Annotated in this window: 18 protein-coding genes and 1 pseudogene; 13 read left to right on the plus strand and 6 right to left on the minus strand. The window is 67.3% G+C overall.

All coding sequences use genetic code 11. The features are described from left to right. Window positions 1–318: 318 nt before the first annotated feature. Entirely contained in the window at window positions 319–1368 is a 1050-nt protein-coding gene (locus PSm6_RS09100) for an ABC transporter substrate-binding protein (RefSeq protein WP_265170078.1), read from the minus strand. Between the two features lie 284 nt (window positions 1369–1652). Between PSm6_RS09100 and PSm6_RS09105 the strand changes: the two genes are divergently transcribed. Genes PSm6_RS09105 through PSm6_RS09115 form a run of 3 tightly spaced genes read left to right on the plus strand, consistent with a single transcriptional unit; the run spans window position 1653 to window position 5738 of the window. After that, window positions 1653–3251 (plus strand): ABC transporter permease, encoded by a 1599-nt coding sequence (locus PSm6_RS09105; RefSeq protein WP_265170079.1) that lies wholly within the window; start codon window positions 1653–1655, stop codon window positions 3249–3251. Continuing rightward, entirely contained in the window at window positions 3248–4111 is an 864-nt protein-coding gene (locus PSm6_RS09110) for an ABC transporter ATP-binding protein (RefSeq protein WP_021217915.1), read from the plus strand. Before PSm6_RS09105 ends, PSm6_RS09110 begins: the two co-directional genes overlap by 4 nt. A gap of 19 nt (window positions 4112–4130) precedes the next feature. Beyond that, window positions 4131–5738 (plus strand): arylsulfatase, encoded by a 1608-nt coding sequence (locus tag PSm6_RS09115; protein WP_265170080.1) that lies wholly within the window; start codon window positions 4131–4133, stop codon window positions 5736–5738. Window positions 5739–5859: 121 nt separating this feature from the next. Here the strand turns inward: PSm6_RS09115 and PSm6_RS09120 are convergent, their stop codons facing one another. The 3 genes and pseudogenes from PSm6_RS09120 to PSm6_RS09130 all read right to left on the minus strand — a co-directional run bounded on the left by PSm6_RS09120 (window position 5860) and on the right by PSm6_RS09130 (window position 8989). Next, complete coding sequence (locus PSm6_RS09120; RefSeq protein ID WP_111263970.1) at window positions 5860–6828, minus strand: GGDEF domain-containing protein; 969 nt, start codon at window positions 6826–6828, stop codon at window positions 5860–5862. 75 nt (window positions 6829–6903) lie between these two features. Then, on the minus strand, window positions 6904–7929 hold the full coding sequence (locus tag PSm6_RS09125; RefSeq protein ID WP_371877065.1) for a DUF2955 domain-containing protein: 1026 nt from the start codon (window positions 7927–7929) through the stop codon (window positions 6904–6906). After that, a pseudogene (locus tag PSm6_RS09130) lies at window positions 7929–8989 on the minus strand (HlyD family secretion protein). Before PSm6_RS09130 ends, PSm6_RS09125 begins: the two are co-directional and overlap by 1 nt. Before the next feature lie 167 nt (window positions 8990–9156). Between PSm6_RS09130 and PSm6_RS09135 the strand changes: the two are divergent. Next, window positions 9157–10113: a LysR family transcriptional regulator gene (locus tag PSm6_RS09135; RefSeq protein WP_111263963.1), complete on the plus strand. Its 957-nt coding sequence runs from the start codon at window positions 9157–9159 to the stop codon at window positions 10111–10113. Between the two features lie 96 nt (window positions 10114–10209). Beyond that, window positions 10210–10407 carry a hypothetical protein gene (locus PSm6_RS09140; protein WP_236207517.1) on the plus strand — a complete coding sequence of 66 codons (198 nt, stop codon included), beginning with the start codon at window positions 10210–10212 and terminating at the stop codon, window positions 10405–10407. A 526-nt stretch (window positions 10408–10933) separates the two neighbouring features. Here the strand turns inward: PSm6_RS09140 and desA are convergent. Continuing rightward, on the minus strand, window positions 10934–12121 hold the full coding sequence (gene desA, locus PSm6_RS09145; RefSeq protein ID WP_021217922.1) for a delta-9 fatty acid desaturase DesA: 1188 nt from the start codon (window positions 12119–12121) through the stop codon (window positions 10934–10936). 166 nt (window positions 12122–12287) lie between these two features. On the opposite strand from desA, the gene dibA reads away from it, so the two are divergent. The 6 genes from dibA to PSm6_RS09175 all read left to right on the plus strand — a co-directional run bounded on the left by dibA (window position 12288) and on the right by PSm6_RS09175 (window position 18641). Beyond that, entirely contained in the window at window positions 12288–14228 is a 1941-nt protein-coding gene (gene dibA / locus PSm6_RS09150; protein WP_265170081.1) for a phosphodiesterase DibA, read from the plus strand. Window positions 14229–14451: 223 nt separating this feature from the next. Then, the gene (gene oscA, locus PSm6_RS09155) at window positions 14452–14634 is read left to right on the plus strand and encodes a sulfur starvation response protein OscA (protein WP_021217924.1); all 183 of its coding nucleotides are present in this window, start codon (window positions 14452–14454) and stop codon (window positions 14632–14634) included. Between the two features lie 141 nt (window positions 14635–14775). After that, complete coding sequence (locus tag PSm6_RS09160; RefSeq protein ID WP_021217925.1) at window positions 14776–15786, plus strand: sulfate ABC transporter substrate-binding protein; 1011 nt, start codon at window positions 14776–14778, stop codon at window positions 15784–15786. Window positions 15787–15943: 157 nt separating this feature from the next. Continuing rightward, on the plus strand, window positions 15944–16762 hold the full coding sequence (gene cysT / locus PSm6_RS09165) for a sulfate ABC transporter permease subunit CysT (protein ID WP_021217926.1): 819 nt from the start codon (window positions 15944–15946) through the stop codon (window positions 16760–16762). A gap of 13 nt (window positions 16763–16775) precedes the next feature. After that, window positions 16776–17648 carry a sulfate ABC transporter permease subunit CysW gene (cysW, locus tag PSm6_RS09170; RefSeq protein ID WP_021217927.1) on the plus strand — a complete coding sequence of 291 codons (873 nt, stop codon included), beginning with the start codon at window positions 16776–16778 and terminating at the stop codon, window positions 17646–17648. 3 nt (window positions 17649–17651) lie between these two features. Continuing rightward, entirely contained in the window at window positions 17652–18641 is a 990-nt protein-coding gene (locus PSm6_RS09175; RefSeq protein WP_043245278.1) for a sulfate/molybdate ABC transporter ATP-binding protein, read from the plus strand. A 182-nt stretch (window positions 18642–18823) separates the two neighbouring features. On the opposite strand, the gene PSm6_RS09180 is transcribed toward PSm6_RS09175, so the two are convergent. Then, the gene (locus PSm6_RS09180; protein ID WP_265170082.1) at window positions 18824–19228 is read right to left on the minus strand and encodes a hypothetical protein; all 405 of its coding nucleotides are present in this window, start codon (window positions 19226–19228) and stop codon (window positions 18824–18826) included. Window positions 19229–19359: 131 nt separating this feature from the next. On the opposite strand from PSm6_RS09180, the gene PSm6_RS09185 reads away from it, so the two are divergent. Together PSm6_RS09185 and PSm6_RS09190 are read left to right on the plus strand one after the other, a co-directional pair. After that, a complete protein-coding gene (locus tag PSm6_RS09185; RefSeq protein ID WP_021218180.1) occupies window positions 19360–20148 on the plus strand; it encodes an MmyB family transcriptional regulator in 789 nt (262 codons plus the stop codon). Window positions 20149–20289: 141 nt separating this feature from the next. Further along, on the plus strand, window positions 20290–21030 hold the full coding sequence (locus PSm6_RS09190; protein WP_031287290.1) for a hypothetical protein: 741 nt from the start codon (window positions 20290–20292) through the stop codon (window positions 21028–21030). Window positions 21031–21144: the final 114 nt, after the last annotated feature.

The raw sequence follows: 21144 nt of genomic DNA on the forward strand, positions 1-21144 counted from the left end.
CGGTCCACCAAGGGGACTGCCGGGCACTCCGCTGGTGGACGTAAAGAGCGACGTCCAACCGCAGCGGTCAGGCTTTTCGTGGGAGCAAATTCATTCGCGAAAGGGTTCGGCGCAGTTGCGTTGGGCCTCGCTGCGCTCGGCGCCAACCTACGGGCACGCGAAATGCCGAGCGGTGGACCACGCTTTATCGGTCCACCAAAGGGGGCCGCCGGAGGCTCCGCTGGTGGACGTAAAGAGCGACGCCCACCCCGCAGCGGTCCGGCTTTTGTGGGAGCGAATTCATTCGCGAACAGGGCCGGCACCCTGTATTGGGCGGCCTCAACGCGATGCCTGCACCGGTTCCTTCAAGGCGGCATCGAGGAAGCGCGGTTCGTTCCAGTCGGCCACCTTGAACGGCTTGCGGATCAGCCGTTGCTCGGCGGCGAAGTCGACGCCTTTCTGCAGACGGGCGAGGAAGTCGGCATCCAGCTGCGGGTCGAAGAGGGTGTTGAAGCTTTCATCCTTGAGGTCGGTGCCGAGGATGCCCACCGGGTAGCTGGCCAGGCTGGACACCAGTTCGACGTAGGCCTGCTTGTTCTCATCGTCGCGCAGCCATTGCACTGCCTGCTGCTGGGCCTTGATCAGCCGTGCCGTCACCTCCGGGTAGTCGCGGACGAAGGCGCCGGTGCCCACCAGTACTGCCTGGGTGCTGCCGGCACCGCCCAGGTCGCGGGTGCTCAGGGGCAGTTCGGCGAGGCCCTTGTCGCGCAGGGCGATCAGCCCGGCCAGGCCCCAGGAAGCATCCACCTGCTTGGCCGCCAGGGCCGCGTTGGCGGCGTTGAAGTCGAGGTTGATCACCTTGAAGTCGCGTTCGGAGAGGCCGCGGCTGGCCAGGGCGTTGGCGAAGGACAGCTGGTTGGCGGTGCCGCGGAACACTGCGACGCGCTTGCCCTTGAGGTCTTCCAGGGTCTTGATGCCGGAGCCGGGCACCACGCCCAGGTAGCTTTTCACCCCGCGCGCGGTGGCGCTGAGCAGGCGGGTATCCAGGCCGCTGGCCTTGCCGATGATGGCGGCCAGGTCGCCCAGGTAGGCGAAGTCCACCTGGCCGTTGGCGAGGGCTTCGTTGACCACCGGGCCCGCGCCCTTGAAGAACAGCCACTGGACCTTGATGCCGTCCTTAGCGAATTCCTGTTCGAGGATGTTCCGGCTGCGCAGCACGTCCACCACGCCACCGCCGCTGTGCTGGCTGCCGGCACTGAGGTCGGGCACGGCGATGCGGATTTCCTTCGGCGCCTCGACGGCCTGGGCCAGCAGCGGGGCGGCACCGAGCACGCCCGCCAGCACGGTGGGGGCGAACAGCCCGAGGACGCTGTTGATCAGGGTTTTCATGGGAGGCGCTCCTGCGCTGGGGGTCATGTGGCGGCTAGATAGGCACAGGGGCTTCCGGCAATAAAATAATAAAAATTCATTTTTTGATAACCCGAACGCATAAATCAGGCGAGCCGCGCCCTGTGGGCCGCTATGCAGGGAATGCATAAAAAATATTCAACAAAGGCATTTGCCGCTGCCCCGGCCCTCCCCCACAAATGACGCTCTTATCCATAAATAAATGGATATTCGAATTTTATATTCCACACGGAAATAACATTAGAGCCCAAGCGCCGGGAGACCCGATGAGCAAGATCCAGACGCTGCCCGCCCTCCAGCCGGCCCCCCGCTTCACGTTGCCGACCCCGAGCCTGCACGGCTTCGCCTGGGCCCTGCCCTGGCTGCTGCCCCTCGGCCTGTTCCTGCTCTGGTGGGTGGCCTCGGAGCGGCTGTGGATGTCCGAGCAGATCCTCCCGGCACCGGCGGTGGTCTGGCAGAGCGCCCTGGAGTTCGGCTCCGGCGAGCTCTGGGGCCACCTGTGGATAAGTCTGCAGCGCCTGCTCTGGGGGCTGCTGGCCGGTGTCGCCGGTGGCGTGCTGCTGGGCAGCTGGCTGGGGCTTTCGCGGCGGGCCGAGGCGCTGGTCTACCCGACCTTCGTGGCCCTGGCGCAGATTCCCACCCTGGCCTGGATCCCGCTGTTCATGCTGTTCTTCGGCATCGGCGAGACCCTCAAGCTGGTGGTGCTGATCAAGGCGGTGGTGGTGCCGGTGACCCTGCACGTGCTGGTGGGCGTGCGCGATGCCCAGCCGCGCCTGCGTGAAGCCGCCGCGGTGCTGCGCCTGCCGCCGCACCTGCTGTTCTGGCGCCTGGTGCTGCCCGGCGCCCTGCCCGCATTCATGGCCGGGCTGCGCCTGGCCCTGGCCACCGGCTGGACCTCGCTGCTGGCGGTGGAGCTGCTGGCCTCCAGCGAGGGCATCGGCTACCTGATGGTCTGGGGCCGCCAGCTGTTCATGCTCGACCTGGTGTTCGTCTGCATCCTGGTGATCGGCCTGGTGGGCGCGCTGATGGATCGCGGCATCAACCGTCTCGACGCCCTGCTGCTGTTCTGGCCCCACCCGGCCACCGGCCAGCAACCCCGGAGCCCGCGCCTGCAGGGCTGGCAACGTGTGCAGGCCGGGCTGCTGCCCCTGACCATCGTCGTGCTGTGGCAGGCCACCGCCGGCTTCGGCTGGGTCGACGCCAACATCCTCGCCTCGCCGCTGGACGTGCTGCGCAGCCTGCAGCAGGGCCTGACCGACGGCAGCCTGCCCACGGCCATGGCCGCCAGCCTGCAACGGGCCCTGCTCGGGCTGCTGATCGGCGGCGCCTCCGGCCTGCTGCTGGGCTTGCTGCTGGGGCTTTCCACCCTGGCCGAGCGCCTGGCCGGGCCGAGCCTTTCGGCCCTGCGCCAGGTGGCGATCTTCGCCTGGGTACCGCTGCTCACCGCCTGGTTCGGCCTGGGCGAGGCGGCCAAGCTGGCCTTCGTCAGCCTGGCGGCCTTCTTCCCCCTGTTCATCGCCACCCAGCGCGGCGTCGCCGGGCTTTCGCCGCAACTGGGCGAGGCCGCGCAGGTGCTGCGCCTGGGCCTGGGAAAACGCCTGCGCCTGCTGGTGCTGCCAGGCGCCGCGCCGGCCATTTTCGCCGGCCTGCGCCTGTCGCTGATCTACGCCTGGCTGGGCACCATCGGCGCCGAATACTTCATGCCCTCGGACGGCGGCATCGCCAGCTACATGCTCGGCGCGCAGCAGCTGTTCCGCATGGACCAGGTGATGGCGGCCATGCTGCTGGTGGGCCTGGTCGGCGCCCTGCTGGGCACTCTCGGACAACGCATCGAAACCCGCGCCACGCGCTGGAGAACCGCATGAACGCCTTCAACCGCAGTGCCGCCGAAGCGGCCAACCAGCCCGTTTCCGCGCCGCCCACCCTGAGCTTCGCCGGGGTCGGCAAGGTGTTCCAGGTGGACGGCCAGCCCTTCCAGGCCATCGAGGACTTCAGTCTGGATGTCGAGGAGGGCGAGTTCATCGCCATCGTCGGCTCCAGCGGCTGCGGCAAGTCCACCCTGCTGCGCCTGCTGGTGGGGCTGGATACCGACTTCAGCGGCCGCATCGAGGTGGACGGCAAGCCGGTGCGCGGCATCGGCGGCGAACGCGGCATCGTGTTCCAGGAGCACCGCCTGTTCCCCTGGCTGACGGTCAGCCAGAACATCGGCCTGGGCCTGGTCAACGAACCCATCGAGCAGGGCGAGCGCGCCCGGCGCATCCATCAGTTCGTGCAGCTGGTGGGGTTGAGCGGCTTCGAGAGCGCCTACCCGCACCAGCTGTCCGGCGGCATGGCCCAGCGCGTGGCCATCGCCCGGGGCCTTGTGGCGAGCCCGCGCATCCTGCTGCTGGACGAGCCCTTCGGCGCCCTCGACGCCCTCACCCGCCAGCAGATGCAGGACGAGCTGCTGGCCATCCGCAAGCGCCAGCGCATCACCACCCTCCTGGTCACCCACGACGCCGAGGAGGCCATCTACCTGGCCGACCGCGTGGTGGTGATGGCGCCGCGCCCGGGGCGCATCAAGCAGGTGGTGGACATCGACCTGCCGCGCCCGCGCCAGCGCACCAGCCACGACTTCCACCGGGTGCGCGAAGCCCTGCTGCACCAGCTGACCGGCGAAGGCGACTACCAGCCGCCGGTGCCGCCGCGCGTCGCCGACCTGCCCCTCGAATTCATCGCCCTGTAGCCCCTTTGGAGAACGCTGGATGAGCAAACGCCCCAACTTCCTGGTGATAGTCGCCGACGACCTGGGGTTTTCCGACCTCGGTGCCTTCGGCGGTGAGATCGCCACGCCGAACCTGGACCGCCTGGCCTTCGACGGCCTGCGCCTGACCGACTTCCACACCGCGCCCACCTGCTCGCCGACCCGTTCGATGCTGCTCACCGGCACCGACCACCATATCGCCGGCATCGGCACCATGGCCGAGGCGCTGACCCCGGAGCTGATCGGCAAACCGGGCTACGAGGGTTACCTCAACGACCGCGTGGTGGCGCTGCCGGAGCTGCTGCGCGAGGCCGGCTACCAGACGCTGATGTCCGGCAAGTGGCACCTGGGCCTGACCGCCGAGCGCGCGCCCCATGCGCGGGGCTTCGAGCGCTCCTTTTCGCTGCTGCCGGGCGCGGCCAACCACTACGGCTACGAGCCGCCCTACGACGCCAGCACGCCGGGCATCCTCAAGGCGACGACGGCGCTGTACGTCGAGGACGACCGCTTCATCGACCAGTTGCCGGAGGGCTTCTATTCCTCCGATGCCTTTGGCGACAAGCTGATCCAGTACCTCAAGGAACGCGACCAGAGCCGGCCCTTCTTCGCCTACCTGCCCTTCTCCGCCCCGCACTGGCCGCTGCAGGCACCCGCCGAGGTTGTGGATAACTACCGCGGCCGCTACGACGCCGGCCCCGAGGCGCTGCGCCTGGAACGCCTGGAGAGGCTCAAGGCCCTGGGCCTGGTGGCGCAGGACGTGGAAGCCCACCCGGTGCGCGCCATCAGCGCCGAGTGGGAGGCACTGAGCGACGAGGAACGCCAGGTGTCGGCGCGAACCATGGAGGTCTACGCGGCCATGGTGGAGCGCATGGACTGGAACATAGGCCGGGTGCTGGACTACCTGCGCCAGCAGGGGCTGGAGGACGACACCTTCATCCTCTTCATGTCCGACAACGGTGCCGAGGGCGCGCTGCTGGAGGCCTTCCCCAAGTTCGGCCCGAACCTCAAGAGCTTCCTCGACCAGCACTACGACAACAGCCTGGAGAACATCGGCCGCGCCAACTCCTATGTCTGGTACGGGCCGCGCTGGGCCCAGGCGGCCACCGCGCCGTCGCGCCTGTACAAGGCCTTCACCACCGAGGGCGGCATCCGCGTGCCGGCCCTGGTGCGTTATCCACAGCTGCAGCGGCAGCAGCAGGTGAGCCACACCTTCGCCACGGTGATGGACATCACCCCGACGGTGCTGGACCTGGCCGGTGTGCGCCACCCGGGTACGCGCTGGCGCGGCCGCGAGGTGGCGCCGGTGCGCGGGCGCTCCTGGCTCGGCTACCTCTCGGGCGAGACGCCCCGGGTGCATGACGAGAAAACGGTCACCGGCTGGGAGCTGTTCGGCATGCGCGCCATCCGCCAGGGGCACCTGAAGGCGGTGTACCTGCCCGCACCCGTGGGGCCGGAAACCTGGCAGCTGTACGACCTGGAGAAGGACCCGGGGGAGATCCACGACCTGGCCCAGGAACGGCCGGAAGCCCTGGCCGGGCTGATCGCGGCCTGGCAGCGCTATGTGGACGAGACGGGGGTGATCCTCAGCGAGTCGCCGTTCCAGCCGTAGGGCGAGCGCGAAGAAAGCAGGGGCGTAGGGTGGACCGCGCTTCACCGGTCCACCGTCGGTGCTCACCCGGGGCTTCGCTGGTGGACGTGAAGAGCGACGTCCACCCTACGAGGGCAGGCGGTTACACCTGCACGATGCGGTTCTTGCCGCTGCGCTTGGCGGTGTACATGGCTTCGTCGGCGCGGGCGTAGAGCTGTTCCAGGGTGTCGCCGGGGCGCAGGGTGGTCAGGCCCTGGCTGAGGGTGACACTGAAGATCTGGCCGGCGGCGCTGAACGACAGGCGCTGCACCTCGCGCTCCAGGCGCTCGGCCACCTGCAGGGCCTGGGCCGGGTCGCAGCCGGGGAATACGGCGGCGAATTCCTCGCCGCCAATGCGCCCGAAATGGTCGACCCGGCGCAGGGCGCCGGCGCCGCACTGGGCGATGCGCTGCAGCACCAGGTCACCGACCTGGTGGCCGTAGGTGTCGTTGATCTTCTTGAAGTCATCGATGTCCAGCAGCAGGAAGGCCAGGGGCCGCTCATAGCGCTCGGCGACGTCGAACTCGCGCTGGGCGCATTCGAAGAAATGGCGGCGGTTGCTGGTGCCGGTCAGCACGTCGGTGGTGGCCAGGCGCTGCAGCTCGGCCTCCAGGGTCTTCTTCTCGGTGATGTCCTCGGCGATGCCCACCACCAGGGTGGACTGCCCGGCCTGGCCCTGGCGGCTGACGAAGCACTTGTCGCTGAGCCAGCGCACCTGGCCGTCGCCCCGGATGATGCGGTACTCGCGCACCTCCACCGCGCCCTTGGTGAGCACCTCGGCGAGGCTGCGCGCGGCGTACTCGACGTCATCGGGGTAGATGCAGTTGCGCCACTCGTTGAAGTCCACCATCAGCAGCTCGGCCGGGCGGCCGAACATGCGCTCGTAGTGGGGGCTGACGTAGATGATCTTCTGCGCGTCCCAGTCGAAGGCCCAGAGCACGGCGTTGACGCTGCCCAGCAGGCTGTTGAACAGCAGTTCGCGTTCGCGCAGGCGCTCCACCTCGCCACGGCTGTGCAGCAGTGCCAGGGTGAGCTTCTCCAGCTCGCTGGGTGTTTCCTCGAAGTTTTCCATCCGGCCCATAGCCTGCCTTCGCGTATTCGGGTCACGTTACGCCCACGACGAAGCGGCGGGCATGAGTGGCCGGCGTCAGGCATGACTCTGGTGACGAATGGCTGCAAAACGGTTGAACAGGCGGTGCAGGACGAACACCGCAAGCAGGGTGATGAAGACCGCAACGCAAACCGAACTGAGCCGATAGGCCAGGCTGAACATCATGTCGTGACTCGGCGTCAGGTATTGACCGAAAACGATGGCCAAAGTTGTCAGCGCACCGAAGCCGATTCCCTGCGCCCCCTCCAATACGTGCACTCGGGCACAGAAAAAGGCGGCTATCCAGTACAGCGAGGCGACGAGCGGTAGCACGTCGTAGTGGTCGTAGAGCAGCAGTTGCAGCACCAGGGCGATCAGGCAGCCGAGCAGGGTGCCGAGGGCGCGGATGCGTCCGGCGAAGCGGATGCCGTTCCAGTGCATGGGGAACAGCACGAGGATCGAGGCGATCTGCGCGGACAGCGAATCCTTCAGGTCGAAGCTCTGGAACAGGATGAACGACAAGGTGGCGATCGAGGCGCCGAGCAGGGCCTCGTGGCGCTGGCTGGCCAGGTCCTTGGGCGGCGGGGTGCGCGGCTCGCGGGGCTCGGCATCGGGGAAGAGGAAGAACATCAGCCAGGCGATCAGCACCGTCAGCGCGGCGGCCACCAGGTTGCTGGCCACCAGGTCGTAGAGGTGGGTTTCGGGGTAGCTGGCGAAGTGCAGCTGCATGGAGAGGAACACGCAGCCCAGGGCGCCGAACAGGAACAGCGGGCCGCGCGCCATGAGGCTGAAGCGCCAGAGGAAGGCGGCGAAGACCAGGGGCACGATGAGCAGCGGGCGGTCGCCGAACAGGCCGTAGATGACCAGCGTCTCCAGGCTCACCAGCACCGCCTGGGCGAGGAACTGGCGGATCACATGGGCGTTGAGGGTGGGCACCAGGCCCAGCAGCAGCATGGGGTAGACGCAGAAGAACGAGCCGTTGTCCCAGCCCATCAGCTTGCACACGAACAGGCCGAGGGTGCCGCCGCAGGCCAGGCGCAGGCACTGGCGCAGGCCGTTCTCGCTGAGGGCCGGGCGCTCCATCAGTAGATGTAGTGCAGCAGGCTGATGAGGCGGATCTGCACCCGGCCGAAGAACGTGGCCAGGGGCGATTCGTGGGGGTAGAGCTGCACCGTGGCCTTGGCGCCGCTGGGCAGGGGCGCTTCCGGGGGCGCCTCCAGCAGCACGTGCAGGCGCTGGCGCTGGGCGTCGCGCACCCAGCGGTCGGAGGTGGCGGGGCGGCGAGGTCGCCGTTGGCGTCCAGCTGGCCTTCCTTGACGCCCGCGTCGATGGCGCCGACCCGCGCGGCGAAGATGCGCCCGGGCAGGGCGTCGAACACCACGCTGGCGCCATCGCCCAGGCCCACGTAGCGCAGCGCCTTCTCGCGGAAGTCGGCGCTGATGTCGGCCTCATCGGCTACCAGCGCGGCCACCGGGCTGCCGGCGGCGACGAAGGCGCCGGGGGACAGTTGCAGGTTGCTCAGGGTACCGGCGCGCTCGGCGCGCACTTCGCTGTACTGCAGTTGCAGGCGCGCCTGGTCGAGGGCATTGCGGGCCTGGCGCAGGCGCAGGTTGTCGTCGCCCGTCGCACCGCGCTCGGCGGCCAGCTGGTGGATGCGCGCGGTGGCGGCGGCCACCTTGGCGCTGGCGGCGGCGCGCTGCGACTGGGTCTGCTCGAACAGCTGGCGGGAAACGTGCTGGCTGGCCACCAGCTTGCCGAGGCGCTCGGCCTCGCGCGCGAGCTCCTGCGCCGAGGCCTCGGCGGCGAGCTTGTCGGCGCGGGCGGCGGCGAGGCTGGCGTCGAGCTCGGCGTTGTCCTGGGCGGCCTGCTCCAGCGCCAGCTCGGCGGCGTTGACGGCGAGGCGGAAGGGTTCGGGGTCGAGGCGGAACAGCAACTGCCCAGCCTGGACGTGGGCGTTGTTGGTCACGGCGATGTCCAGCACCTGGCCGCTGACCCGGGGCGCCAGGCGCAGCACCGAGCGCGTCAGCTGGGCCTGGGGGGTGATGGGCATCCACAGGTCGGCCGCGAGGAAGTAGGCGAAGAGCAGCACGAAGGCCACGATGGCGCTCCGCACCCGGCGGGCGAACCTTTGGTCGGGGGTCATGGATACCTCGGCAATGCAGGGCGGATCGGCAGGGCCACGAGCCCGCAGGCGGGGCGATGGGCGGTGATCCGGGAAAACGGCAAACAGCTCAGGGCTGGCAGTATATTTACCGGCGTTTCCTGGATAATCAGCGCCCTTCGAGAATCAGCCTTGCGCGAGGAGTAACAATGGACACCCTGAACAGCATGCGTGTGTTCACCCGCGTCATCGAGACCGGCAGCTTCACCGCGGCGGCGCAGGCGCTGGACCTTTCCACCGCGCAGGTCTCCAGGCTGGTCTCGGAGCTGGAGCAGCAGCTGCAGGCGCGGCTGCTGCACCGCACCACCCGGCGCCTGGCGCTGACCGAGGTGGGCGAGCGCTACCTGCAACGCTGCCGCTCGATCCTCAACGAGGTGGACCAGGCCGCCGCCGAGGCGCGCGGTGCGCACCTCAAGCCCAGCGGCCGGCTGCGGGTACACACCATGACCGGCCTCGGCCTGCAGCACGTCACCGCGCTGGTGGCGCGCTACACCGCGCTGTACCCCGAGGTGGTGATCGACCTGACGCTGTCGCAGCGCAACCCCGACCCGCTGGAGGACGGCCAGGACGTGGTGCTGACCTTCGCCCGCGAGCTGCCGGACTCGCAGATGGTGGCGCAATCCCTGGGGCAGATGTACAGCGTGGTCTGCGCGGCGCCCGCCTACCTGGAGCAGCATGGCGTGCCCAAGGGGCCGGCGGACCTTCGTCACCACCGCTACCTGCGCCTGCTGGACCCGCTCTACCAGGACAACTGGGTGCTGCAGGACGAGGACGGCGAGTACGACGTGCTGCCGGCGGAGGCCTTCCAGGTCAACGTCGCCGAATCCCTGGCACGCGCCGCCCAGGCGGGCATGGGCTTCTGCCTGCTGCCCTCCTTCGTCGCCTGCCAGCCGCTGCGCGAGGGCACCCTGCTGCGCCTGCTGCCGGAGCACCGCCTGCGCGAGCGCAACATCTACGCGGTGTATCCGTCACGGCGTTTCCTCGACGCCAAGACCCGCACCTGGGTGGACTTCCTCAAGGCCGAACTGCCGCCCCTCTTCGCCCAGGACGATGCCGTGCTGGACGATCCCCGCCACTGGGCGGTGCGCACGCAATTGTTGCGCTAGAAGCAATTGTGATTCACCTGGGCCGCGGTTTTTCACCACCGGCCCGGCCCCTAAGATGGCCTCGGTTTCCAGATGCATCCCGCCGAGGATCACGCTATGCAACGCAATCTCTTTGTTACTGCCGCCTTCACCGCTTTCGCCCTGTCCTTCACCCAGTTCTCCTTCGCCGAAGAGTCGTCCGCCTTTATTGCGCGAAATGCGCAGTATGAGCAGCGCGCCCAGGACGCTGCCCAGCAAGAGGCCATCGCCAAGCAGGGCACGGAGCGCAAGGCCGAGTCCGGCCAGGACAGCTGATCGACCCGCTCCACCTCCTCCTTACCTCCTGACGTCGATGTGATTGCTCCTTTCGATGTCTTGTTCCAGCCGCCCTCCCCCGGGCGGTTTTTTTTGGCTGCGTTTCAGAACCAGGCGTGTGTGGGCGGTGCAGGTGGGAGTGGGAGGGTAGGAGCGAATTCATTCGCGATGGAGTGTCCAGCCACACGCAGCAGGGGGACGGCGGTGAGTCTTTCGCGGCTGAAGCCGCTTCTACAGATGGCAGGGGCCCAACCCCGCAGCGGTGGACCGGTGAAGCGGGGTCCACCCTACATCGCCTGGCAGCTCGTGCCCGCACGGACTTCCCCGCTGGGTAGGGTGGATAGCGCTCTTCTATCCACCAAGCGGACTCGCCCCACACACCAACACCTCGCCCCTCTCCCGTAGAAGCGAATTCATTCGCGAAGGGGCGGGCACGCATCGTTGGCCCTCGCGGGCTCGGCACCAACCTGCGGGACACGCCCATGAAAAAGGCCGGCAATGGCCGGCTTCTTCGGGGTCGTTGCGATCAGGCCGTGGCGGCCGGGCGCAGCGAGTAGGTCTTGAGCTGCTCGGCGAAGTCGCGCAGCGACTGGATGCCGCTGGCCTCAGCCTCGTGCACCCATTGCTTCATGGCTTCGAGCATGTCGTGGCCGTTGGCGCTGGTCTTGACCCAGATGTGCTGCAGGGCGAGGCGCTTCTCGTAGATCACCTTCAGCGCCTGGCTCTGCTCCAGCATGGCGGCGATGCGCGCATGGTGGCGTTCGTCCAGCAGGCTGGTCTCGCGGGACAGCAGGCGCTTGGCGCGGCGGAACAGGTGGCGCACCGACTCGTCGGCCTTGGCCAGCTCCTGTTTCACCAGGGGCGCGATCACCAGCTTGCGGTACTGCGCCATGATCTGGAACCGGTTGTTGAGGATGGCCATGGCGGTGTCCATGTCCAGGCTGCCCTTGCCTTCCACGCGGTGGGCAATGGGCGCCACGCGCTGCACCTTGGCCAGGCGCAGGAAGCTGAACAGCTTGATCCAGGCCCAGCCCAGGTCGAATTCCCACTTCTTCACCGACAGCTTGGCCGAGTTCGGGTAGGTGTGGTGGTTGTTGTGCAGCTCTTCGCCACCGATGAGGATGCCCCAGGGCACCAGGTTGGTGGCGGCGTCGCGGCATTCGAAGTTGCGGTAGCCGACGGCGTGGCCGAGGCCGTTGATGACACCGGCGGCCCAGACCGGGATCCACATCATCTGCACCGCCCAGATGGTGATGCCGGCGACGCCGAACAGGGCGAGGTCGATGGCCGCCATCAGGAACACGCCACCCAGGGGGTAGCGGGAGTAGACATTGCGTTCGAGCCAGTCATCCGGGCAGTTCTTGCCGTAGATGCGCAGGGTCTCTTCGTTTTCGGCTTCCTCGCGGTACAACTCGGCGCCGCGGCGCAGGACGGTGCCCAGGCCCTTGATCACCGGGCTGTGCGGGTCGTCGACGGTTTCGCACTTGGCGTGGTGCTTACGGTGGATCGCGGTCCATTCGCGGGTGTTCATCGCGGTGGTCAGCCACAGCCAGAAGCGGAAGAAGTGCTTCAGCGCCGGGTGCAGTTCCAGGGAGCGATGGGCGGAATAGCGGTGCAGGTAGACCGTGACGCCGACGATGGTGATATGCGTCATCACCAGGGTGGCTGCCACCAGTTGCCACACCGACAGATCGAGAAAACCGTTGTACCACATGGAGTGCGTAGCCTCGGGGGAAGGAAGGGCGAGGTTGTCGGACAAACACCGGCATTATCCCCATGAATTGTGAGAAAACCATCCTGTTCTTTAGATAAGAAAGAGATGAATCTCCATTCATCTATAATGCGAAACCGATCACATCTGGCATGGCCTCGACTCACCTATGAAACCCAAGCTCAGCGCCGTGAAACTGGTGCTGCCCTACTTCCTCCTCGCCAGCGCCTGGATACTCTTCAGCGACCATCTGCTGCCCTTGCTGAGCCCCGATGGCAGCCGCCTGGAGCTGCTGCAGTCGGCCAAGGGGCTGCTCTTCGTGGCGGTCACCAGCGGCCTGCTGTACCTGCTGGTGTGCCTGCACATGCGCCGCCTGCGCGCCTACCTGCAGGCCCGCCGCGAGCAGGAGAGCAGCCTGCGCCAGGCCGCCGCGGTGTTCGACGCCACCCAGGAAGGGGTGCTGGTCACCGATGCCGAGCAGCGCATCGTCCACGTCAACCGTGCCTTCGCCCGCATCACCGGCTTCGAGGAGAGCGAGGTGCTGGGGCAGACCCCGGTCCTGTTCAAGTCCGGCCGCCACGACGAGGCCTTCTACCAGTCGATGTGGAACGCCCTGAAGAACCGCCATGCCTGGAGCGGCGAGGTGTGGAACCGCCGGCACAACGGCGAGGTGTACCCGCTGTGGCAGAACATCCGCGCCATCCACGACGAAGACGGCCTGCTCACCCATTACGTGGCGGTGTTCTCCGACGTCAGCGCCATCAAGCGCTCGCAGAACGAGCTGGACTACCTGGCCCACCACGACCCGCTGACCAACCTGCCCAACCGCCTGCTATTCACCGAGCGCGTCGAGCACGCCCTGGAGCGCGCCCGCCGGGAAGGCAGCGAGGGCACGGTGATCCTGCTGGACCTCGACCACTTCAAGCACATCAACGAAAGCCTCGGCCACAACCACGGCGACCTGCTGCTCAAGGCGGTGGGCGAGCGCCTGGCCACCCTGATGACCGGCGGCATGACCCTGGCGCGCCTGGGCGGCGACGAGTTCGGCCTGCTCTGCGAGGGCTCCGGCCCGGAACAGGCGGCGGACCTCGCCGGGCGCATCCAGCAATGCCTGGCCGCGCCCTTCCACCTGGCCGAGCAGAACCTGTTCATCAGCGCCAGCCTGGGCATCAGCCTGTTCCCGGGGGATGCCGAGAACGTCGAGCAGGTGCTGCGCAACGCCGACTCGGCACTGTTCAAGGCCAAGAGCGTGGGCCGCGAGACCTTTGCCTTCTATAGCCAGGAGCTGACCGAGCAGGCGCGCCAGCGCGTCGAGCTGGTCACCGCGCTGCGGCAGGGCCTGGAGCAAGACGAGCTGCGCCTGGTGTTCCAGCCCATCCACGACCTGGCCGATGGCCGCCTGATCGGCGTCGAGACCCTGGTGCGCTGGCAGCACCCGCAGCGCGGCCTGGTGCCGCCGGCGGAGTTCCTGCCGGTGGCCGAGGAAAGCGGCCTGATCGGCGCCATCGACGCCTGGGTTCTGGAGCGTGCCTGCCGGCAGATGCGCGACTGGACCGAGCGCGGCCTGCAGCTGTCGTTCATCGCGGTGAACGTGTCCTGCCGGCTGTTCAGCCGTGGCGAACTGGACACCCGCGTCGCCCGCGTGCTCGCCGACACCGGCCTGGAGCCGGGGCGCCTGGAGCTGGAGATCACCGAGAGCGCGGTGATGGAGGACCCGGACACCGCCCTGGAGCTGCTCGACCGCCTGTGCAAGCTCGGCGTGCGCCTGGCCATCGACGATTTCGGCACCGGCTATTCGTCCCTGCAGCGCCTCAAGCGCCTGCCGGTGCACAAGCTGAAGATCGACCAGAGCTTCGTGCAGAACCTGCCCGACGACCACGACGACATCGCCATCGCCAAGGCCGTTACCGCGCTGGGCCACAGCCTGGGCCTGGAGGTGCTGGCCGAAGGCATCGAGCACCAGCGCCAGGCCGACTTCCTCCGTGGCCTGGGTTGCGACCATGGCCAGGGCTACCTGTTCAGCCGCCCGCAGCCGGCCCAACAGCTCGAGGAAGCCTGGCAGCTTTCCCCCTCGGGCGGCGCCACCCCGCAACAGATCAGCCTGCTCTGACCCCTTCTCTCCGGTGGGCCAACGCCCGCCGCGCGTCACTCCGCCCGGAGCGGGCGGACCTCTGGCCAGCAGGGCGCCGAGCGATCCGGCTCAATCTAACCATTGGTTATATAAAAATTCTTAAACAGTATTTTTAAGAATATTCATGCCCTGATTATGATGCGCCCAAGCCACGCGAACCCCCTGTTCACCGACGCGGGCATCCCATCCAAGGAGCATGACCATGAGCGCAACACTCCGCAGCCTCGAAGGCCAGGACGAAGCCAGCATCCTGCGTGAAATCCAGAGTGCCCTGCACGGCCTGCGTTTCGGTGCCGTCGAGATCACCGTGCACAACGGCCAGGTGGTGCAGATCGAGCGCAAGGAAAAATTCCGTCTGCAACCGCCCGCCGGCAAGAACAGCTGACCCGAACACCCGACCGAGTCGCCGGAGGGGTCAACCCGATACGCGAACCGAGTCGACCGCGACGTGCGCCGTGAACGCCCGCCGCGCCTGAAAGACAACCTAGCCAACAGCATAAAAACTCAGAATTCAGGAGCTTCATCCATGTCGATTCGCCGCTTCGCCCTGGCCACCCTGGCCAGCGCCCTGCTCACCACCCTGGTCGCCGGCCCGGTCGCCGCCGCCACCGAACTGCTCAACGTCTCCTACGACCCGACCCGCGAGCTGTACCAGGAGTACAACGCCGCCTTCGCCAAGCACTGGAAGGCCCAGGGCGGTGAAGACCTCAAGGTCCAGCAATCCCACGGCGGTTCCGGCAAGCAGGCGCGCGCGGTGATCGACGGCCTCAAGGCCGACGTGGTGACCCTGGCCCTGGCCGGCGACATCGACGAGCTGCAGAAACTCGGCAAGCTGATCCCCGAAAACTGGCAGACCCGCCTGCCGCAGAACAGCACCCCCTACACCTCGACCATCGTGTTCCTGGTGCGCAAGGGCAACCCCAAGGGCATCAAGGACTGGGGCGACCTGACCAAGGCCGGCGTGGAAGTCATCACCCCGAACCCGAAGACCTCCGGCGGCGCCCGCTGGAACTTCCTGGCCGCCTGGGCCTGGGCCAAGAAGCAGTACGGCAGCGACGCCAAGGCACAGGAATACGTACAGGCGCTGTACAAGCAGGTTCCGGTTCTCGACACTGGCGCCCGCGGTTCGACCATCACCTTCGTCAACAACAACATTGGCGACGTGCTGCTGGCCTGGGAAAATGAGGCCTTCCTGGCACTCAAGGAACAGGGCGGCGAGAACTTCGAAATCGTTGCGCCGAGCCTGTCGATCCTCGCCGAGCCGCCGGTTTCGGTGGTCGACAAGAACGTCGACAAGAAGGGCACCCGCAAGGTCGCCGAAGCCTACCTGCAGTACCTGTACAGCGAGGAAGGCCAGCGCATCGCCGCGAAGAACTTCTACCGCCCCCGTGACGAGAAGGTCGCCGCCGAGTTCGCCAAGCAGTTCCCGAAACTGGACCTGGTGACCGTCGACAAGGACTTCAACGGCTGGAAGGAAGCGCAACCGAAGTTCTTCAACGACGGCGGCATCTTCGACCAGATCTACCAGGCGCAATAAGCCGAAGCTGCAAGCTGCAAGCTGCAAGCTGCAAGAAAATGGGTGGGGCGCAGGCCCCGCCCGGACAAGGGGAAGCGCGAGCTTCCCTTTGCCGTGCCCGGGCCGGTGATATTCCGGTGGCGGGCTTGAGCGTTCCAACGCAGAAAAAGGACAGATGATGTCTCGACGTATCTCCCCGGTCATACCCGGCTTCGGGCTGACTCTGGGGTACACCCTGGTGTATCTCAGCCTGTTGGTGCTGATTCCCCTGGGCGCCATGTTCCTCAAGACCTTCGACCTCACCTGGGTGCAGTTCTGGAACATCATCAGCGCACCCCGCGTACTTGCCGCACTCAAGCTCAGCTTCGGCACCGCGCTCGCCGCCGCCGTGCTCAACGGCCTGATCGGCACGCTGCTGGCGTGGGTCCTGGTGCGCTACGACTTCCCCGGCCGCAAGATCATCGACGCGATGATCGACCTGCCCTTCGCCCTGCCCACCGCCGTGGCCGGCATCGCGCTCACCGCGCTGTACGCGCCGGCCGGCCTGGTGGGCCAGTTCGCCACCGACCTGGGCTTCAAGATCGCCTACACCCCGTTGGGCATCACCCTGGCGCTGACCTTCGTCACCCTGCCCTTCGTGGTGCGCACGGTGCAGCCGGTGCTGGCCGACATCCCCCGCGAGGTGGAGGAGGCCGCCGCCTGCCTGGGCGCCAAGCCGCTGCAGGTGTTCCGCCACATCCTCCTGCCAGCGCTGCTGCCCGCCTGGCTGACCGGCTTCGCCCTGGCCTTCGCCCGCGGCGTGGGCGAGTACGGCTCGGTGATCTTCATCGCCGGCAACATGCCGATGAAGACCGAGATCCTGCCGCTGCTGATCATGGTCAAGCTCGACCAGTACGACTACACCGGCGCCACCGCCATCGGCGTGCTGATGCTGGTGGTCTCCTTCATCCTGCTGCTGCTGATCAACCTGCTGCAGCGCCGCATCGAAACCCCTTGAGGAGGCCCACGTCATGAGTAGTGCAACCCTGACCGCCGCCACCTCCGCCAACGCAGCCCGCCGTGGCAACCTGTGGGGCCGGCGCGCGCTGATCGCCGGCGCCTGGCTAGTGTTCGGCATCTTCCTGCTGCTGCCGCTGTACATCGTGCTCAGCGAAGCGCTGAAGCAGGGCTTCGGCACCTTCTTCACCGCCATCTTCGAGCCCGATGCCCTCGCCGCGCTGAAGCTGACGGTGATAGCCGTGGCCATCTCGGTGCCACTGAACCTGGTGTTCGGCGTCGCCGCCGCCTGGTGCGTGAGCAAGTTCGAGTTCCGCGGCAAGAGCATCCTGGTCACCCTGATCGACCTGCCCTTCTCGGTCTCGCCGGTGATCGCCGGCCTGATCTACGTGCTGCTGTTCGGCGCCCAGGGCTACTTCGGCGAGTGGCTGTCGGACCGTGATATCCAGATCGTCTTCGCCCTGCCCGGCATCGTCCTGGCCACCGTCTTCGTCACCGTGCCCTTCGTCGCCCGTGAGCTGATCCCGCTGATGCAGGAACAGGGCACCCAGGAAGAAGAGGCCGCGCGCCTGCTCGGTGCCAACGGCTGGCAGATGTTCTGGCACGTGACCCTGCCCAACATCAAATGGGGCCTGATCTACGGCGTGGTGCTGTGCACCGCGCGCGCCATGGGCGAGTTCGGCGCGGTGTCGGTGGTTTCCGGCCACATCCGCGGCGTCACCAACACCCTGCCGCTGCACGTCGAGATTCTCTACAACGAGTACAACCACGTCGCTGCCTTCAGCGTCGCCAGCCTGCTGCTGATCCTCGCGCTGGTCATCCTGCTGCTCAAGCAGTGGAGCGAGGCCCGTTTGTCCCGTCTTAAATCCAGCGCTGATGAGGAGTGAGTCATGAGCATCGAAATCCGTAACGTCAGCAAGAACTTCAACGCCTTCAAGGCGCTCAACGACATCAACCTGGATATTCACAGCGGCGAGCTGGTGGCCCTGCTCGGCCCGTCCGGCTGCGGCAAGACCACCCTGCTGCGCATCATCGCCGGCCTGGAGACCCCGGACGCCGGCAACATCGTGTTCCACGGCGAGGACGTCTCCCAGCACGACGTGCGCGATCGCAACGTCGGCTTCGTGTTCCAGCACTACGCCCTGTTCCGCCACATGAGCGTGTTCGACAACGTCGCCTTCGGCCTGCGCATGAAGCCCAAGGGCGAACGCCCCAGCGAGCCGGAGATCGCCGAGAAGGTCCACGAGCTGCTCAACATGGTGCAGCTGGACTGGCTCTCCGACCGCTACCCGGAGCAGCTCTCCGGCGGCCAGCGCCAGCGCATCGCCCTGGCCCGCGCCCTGGCGGTGAAGCCGAAGATCCTGCTGCTGGACGAACCCTTCGGCGCCCTCGACGCCAAGGTGCGCAAGGAGCTGCGCCGTTGGCTGGCGCGCCTGCATGAGGAGATCAACCTGACCTCCGTGTTCGTCACCCACGACCAGGAAGAAGCCATGGAAGTGGCCGACCGCATCGTGGTCATGAACAAGGGCGTGATCGAGCAGATCGGCTCCCCGGGCGAGGTCTACGAGAAGCCGGCGAGCCCCTTCGTCTACCACTTCCTCGGCGACTCCAACCGCCTGCAGCTGGGCGATGACCGCCATGTGCTGTTCCGCCCCCACGAAGTCTCGCTGTCCAAGGAGGCCGAGGAAGAACACCAGGCCGCCGAAGTGCGCGACATCCGCCCCCTCGGCGCCATCACCCGGGTGACCCTGAAGGTGGACGGCCAGGACGAGCTGATCGAAGCCGAAGTGGTCAAGGACCACGACAGCCTGGTCGGCCTCGCCCGTGGCGAAACCCTGTACTTCAAGCCCAAGGCCTGGCAGCCCGTCGCCCACGGCTGATCGCCGCGACGCAACGACAAAGCCCCTCACTCGAGGGGCTTTTTCATGGGCGCGAAACGCAGAAATGTAGGTTGGGCCGAGTCCGTAGGGTGGACCACGCTTCACCGGTCCACCAAGCGGGGTCAGGTGGGACTCCGCCCTTTCGTGGGCGAATTCATTCGCGAAAAAGCAGGATGCCCGAGTTATCCACAGGCCGGCTCGGCCGAGCGCTTGAGTCCGAAGAACTGCAGTTCGGCGAACAGCACCACCGCCAGCGCCTGGGCGATCACGAAGGCCTGGCCCAGCAGGGTCGGCTGCACCCAGCCGCTGACCAGCAGCAGGAGGCTGTCCACCACCCAGACGGCGTTGACCGCGATCACCGCCCACACTGCGCGGCGGTCCAGGGTGTCGCGGCGGGCCAGCCACAGCAGCACGGCGCACCAGGGCAGCATCGACAGGCCGGCGCCGGTGAGCAGCGCGGCGGGCAGCGCCAGCAGGGACGACAGCGGGCCGGCGCCCAGGGTCATCAGCAGGCCGGCGGCACCGCTGACCAGGGCATCGAGTTGCAGGACGCGGCGCAGCAGGGGGGACGGTTGCACGGTGGTCATGGCGAATCTCCTCGGTGGGGGCGGCCCGGCGGTTGCCGGTGCCTGGGTCGCAGGATTCGCCGATCGGGGAAGCGCGTCGATTACCTGCCAGGTAATGGCCGGGATTCCCCCGCTCGACTATCGTCGCTGCCATGAACGCACCCACCCATCCCGTCGGCGCCCTGTTGCGCCAATGGCGCCAGCGGCGCCGACTCAGCCAGCTCGACCTCGCTTGCGACGCGGAGATTTCCACGCGCCACCTGAGCTTCGTCGAAACCGGGCGCGCCCAGCCCAGCCGCGAGATGCTCCTGCACCTGGCCGAGCAGCTGGACATTCCCCTGCGCGAACGCAACCGCCTGCTGGCCGCCGCCGGCTATGCGCCGCTGTTCCCCCAGCGCACCCTGGACGACCCGGCCCTGGCCGGCGCGCGCCAGGCCATCGAGCAGCTGCTCAAGGCCCACGAGCCGAACCCGGCGCTGGCCATCGACCGCCAGTGGAACCTGCTGGCGGCCAACGGCGCGGTGATGGCGCTGATCGCCGGCGCATCCCCTGCCCTGCTCGCCCCGCCGCTCAACGTGCTGCGCCTGACCCTGCACCCGGAAGGCCTGGCACCGCGCATCGTCAACTTCGGCCAGTGGCGCGCCCACCTGCTGGAGCGGCTGCTGCACGACATCGAGGTGAGCGGCGATGCAGAGCTGCAGGCCCTGTACGACGAGCTCGCCGCCTACCCGGCACCGCCCGCGACCGACCCCCTGCCCGCCGACGGCGTGCTGGTGCCCCTGCAGCTGGATACGCCCCTGGGGGTGATCAGCTTCATCAGCACCATCACGGTGTTCGGCACCCCGGTGGACGTGACCCTGTCCGAGCTGGCCCTGGAGACCCTGTTCCCCGCCGACCCGGAAAGCGCCGAGCGGCTGCGGCAGATCCTCCGGATGGGATGATTTGTCGCCCGGCGGTCATAAATCACTCTTTCGGGTAATACCCTCCAGCCCCCGGCGCAGTAGGCTGGGCGCGCACCGATTGGTGCCCACACACCTCATCGCTTTGTCTGCTCACAACAACAACAAAAGGAGCACGCCGGGATGCTTTCAGACGCTCTAGCACGCGCTTTTATCGGATTGCTGCTCAGCCTGGTCGGGGCCGGGATGGCCCTCGCCGCCGAGCTCGCGCCCATCGACCAGGTACAGATTCACGCCTGCCGCGCCACCAGCAGCCTGCTGCTGTATCGCGGCGAAGGTTTCCAGGAAACCCACAAGACCCGCTTCGACGCCGACATCAAGGCGCTGGAAGCCGCGTTCCAGAGCGTGCCGCAGCCCAGCGACGGGTTCCGGCAGAAGTACCGCGCCCTTGTTACCCAGTTGCAGCAAGGTGTTTCCTACGGCCACAACGAGGATGACGTGCCCTGGCGCTTCCCCCAGGAACTGGCCAAATCCCTGCGTGAACTGCTCATCGCCGCCCGCTCCACTCCCGGCAACACCGCCAATGGCGAGCTGCCCGCCAAGGTGGAGTACCTGGCGGTGCAATACCTCAGCCGCGCCTACATCGGCACCTTCGAGATCGCCCGGGAAAGCAACGACACCTACATCGGCCAGGACGAACGCACCCTGCTGCCGGCCATCGATGCGCAACTGCAGCCGATGGACAAGAACGACCCGGCGGTGGGCAAGCTGAAGACCCGCTGGAGCTTCCTCAAGACCGCCCTCAGCGACATGAACAGCCAGAGCAACACCCTGGTCAGCGCCTCCGGCCGGCCCTATGCACCCATGATGGTCGACCGCCACGCACGCTCGATGAGTGCGCAGTTGCTGACCAAGGGTGGCTGAGAAAAGGGGGTAGCGAGGGTTATCCACAGGGCGGAGCCAGGCCCAACACCGCGCGGTGGACCGGTGAAGCGGGGTCCACCCTACAATCGTGCCCGCACGGGCTACCCCGCTCGG

It is taken from the genome of Pseudomonas solani (assembly GCF_026072635.1).
Taxonomy (GTDB): Bacteria; Pseudomonadota; Gammaproteobacteria; order Pseudomonadales; family Pseudomonadaceae; genus Metapseudomonas; species Metapseudomonas solani.

Bases quoted from the DNA above. Each gene is read 5' to 3' on its own strand.
- PSm6_RS09100 (WP_265170078.1), bottom strand. From the start codon at position 1,368: ATGAAAACCCTGATCAACAGCGTCCTCGGGCTGTTCGCCCCCACCGTG.
- PSm6_RS09105 (WP_265170079.1), top strand. From the start codon at position 1,653: ATGAGCAAGATCCAGACGCTGCCCGCCCTCCAGCCGGCCCCCCGCTTC.
- PSm6_RS09110 (WP_021217915.1), top strand. From the start codon at position 3,248: ATGAACGCCTTCAACCGCAGTGCCGCCGAAGCGGCCAACCAGCCCGTT.
- PSm6_RS09115 (WP_265170080.1), top strand. From the start codon at position 4,131: ATGAGCAAACGCCCCAACTTCCTGGTGATAGTCGCCGACGACCTGGGG.
- PSm6_RS09120 (WP_111263970.1), bottom strand. From the start codon at position 6,828: ATGGAAAACTTCGAGGAAACACCCAGCGAGCTGGAGAAGCTCACCCTG.
- PSm6_RS09125 (WP_371877065.1), bottom strand. From the start codon at position 7,929: ATGGAGCGCCCGGCCCTCAGCGAGAACGGCCTGCGCCAGTGCCTGCGC.
- PSm6_RS09135 (WP_111263963.1), top strand. From the start codon at position 9,157: ATGGACACCCTGAACAGCATGCGTGTGTTCACCCGCGTCATCGAGACC.
- PSm6_RS09140 (WP_236207517.1), top strand. From the start codon at position 10,210: ATGCAACGCAATCTCTTTGTTACTGCCGCCTTCACCGCTTTCGCCCTG.
- desA (WP_021217922.1), bottom strand. From the start codon at position 12,121: ATGTGGTACAACGGTTTTCTCGATCTGTCGGTGTGGCAACTGGTGGCA.
- dibA (WP_265170081.1), top strand. From the start codon at position 12,288: ATGAAACCCAAGCTCAGCGCCGTGAAACTGGTGCTGCCCTACTTCCTC.
- oscA (WP_021217924.1), top strand. From the start codon at position 14,452: ATGAGCGCAACACTCCGCAGCCTCGAAGGCCAGGACGAAGCCAGCATC.
- PSm6_RS09160 (WP_021217925.1), top strand. From the start codon at position 14,776: ATGTCGATTCGCCGCTTCGCCCTGGCCACCCTGGCCAGCGCCCTGCTC.
- cysT (WP_021217926.1), top strand. From the start codon at position 15,944: ATGTCTCGACGTATCTCCCCGGTCATACCCGGCTTCGGGCTGACTCTG.
- cysW (WP_021217927.1), top strand. From the start codon at position 16,776: ATGAGTAGTGCAACCCTGACCGCCGCCACCTCCGCCAACGCAGCCCGC.
- PSm6_RS09175 (WP_043245278.1), top strand. From the start codon at position 17,652: ATGAGCATCGAAATCCGTAACGTCAGCAAGAACTTCAACGCCTTCAAG.
- PSm6_RS09180 (WP_265170082.1), bottom strand. From the start codon at position 19,228: ATGACCACCGTGCAACCGTCCCCCCTGCTGCGCCGCGTCCTGCAACTC.
- PSm6_RS09185 (WP_021218180.1), top strand. From the start codon at position 19,360: ATGAACGCACCCACCCATCCCGTCGGCGCCCTGTTGCGCCAATGGCGC.
- PSm6_RS09190 (WP_031287290.1), top strand. From the start codon at position 20,290: ATGCTTTCAGACGCTCTAGCACGCGCTTTTATCGGATTGCTGCTCAGC.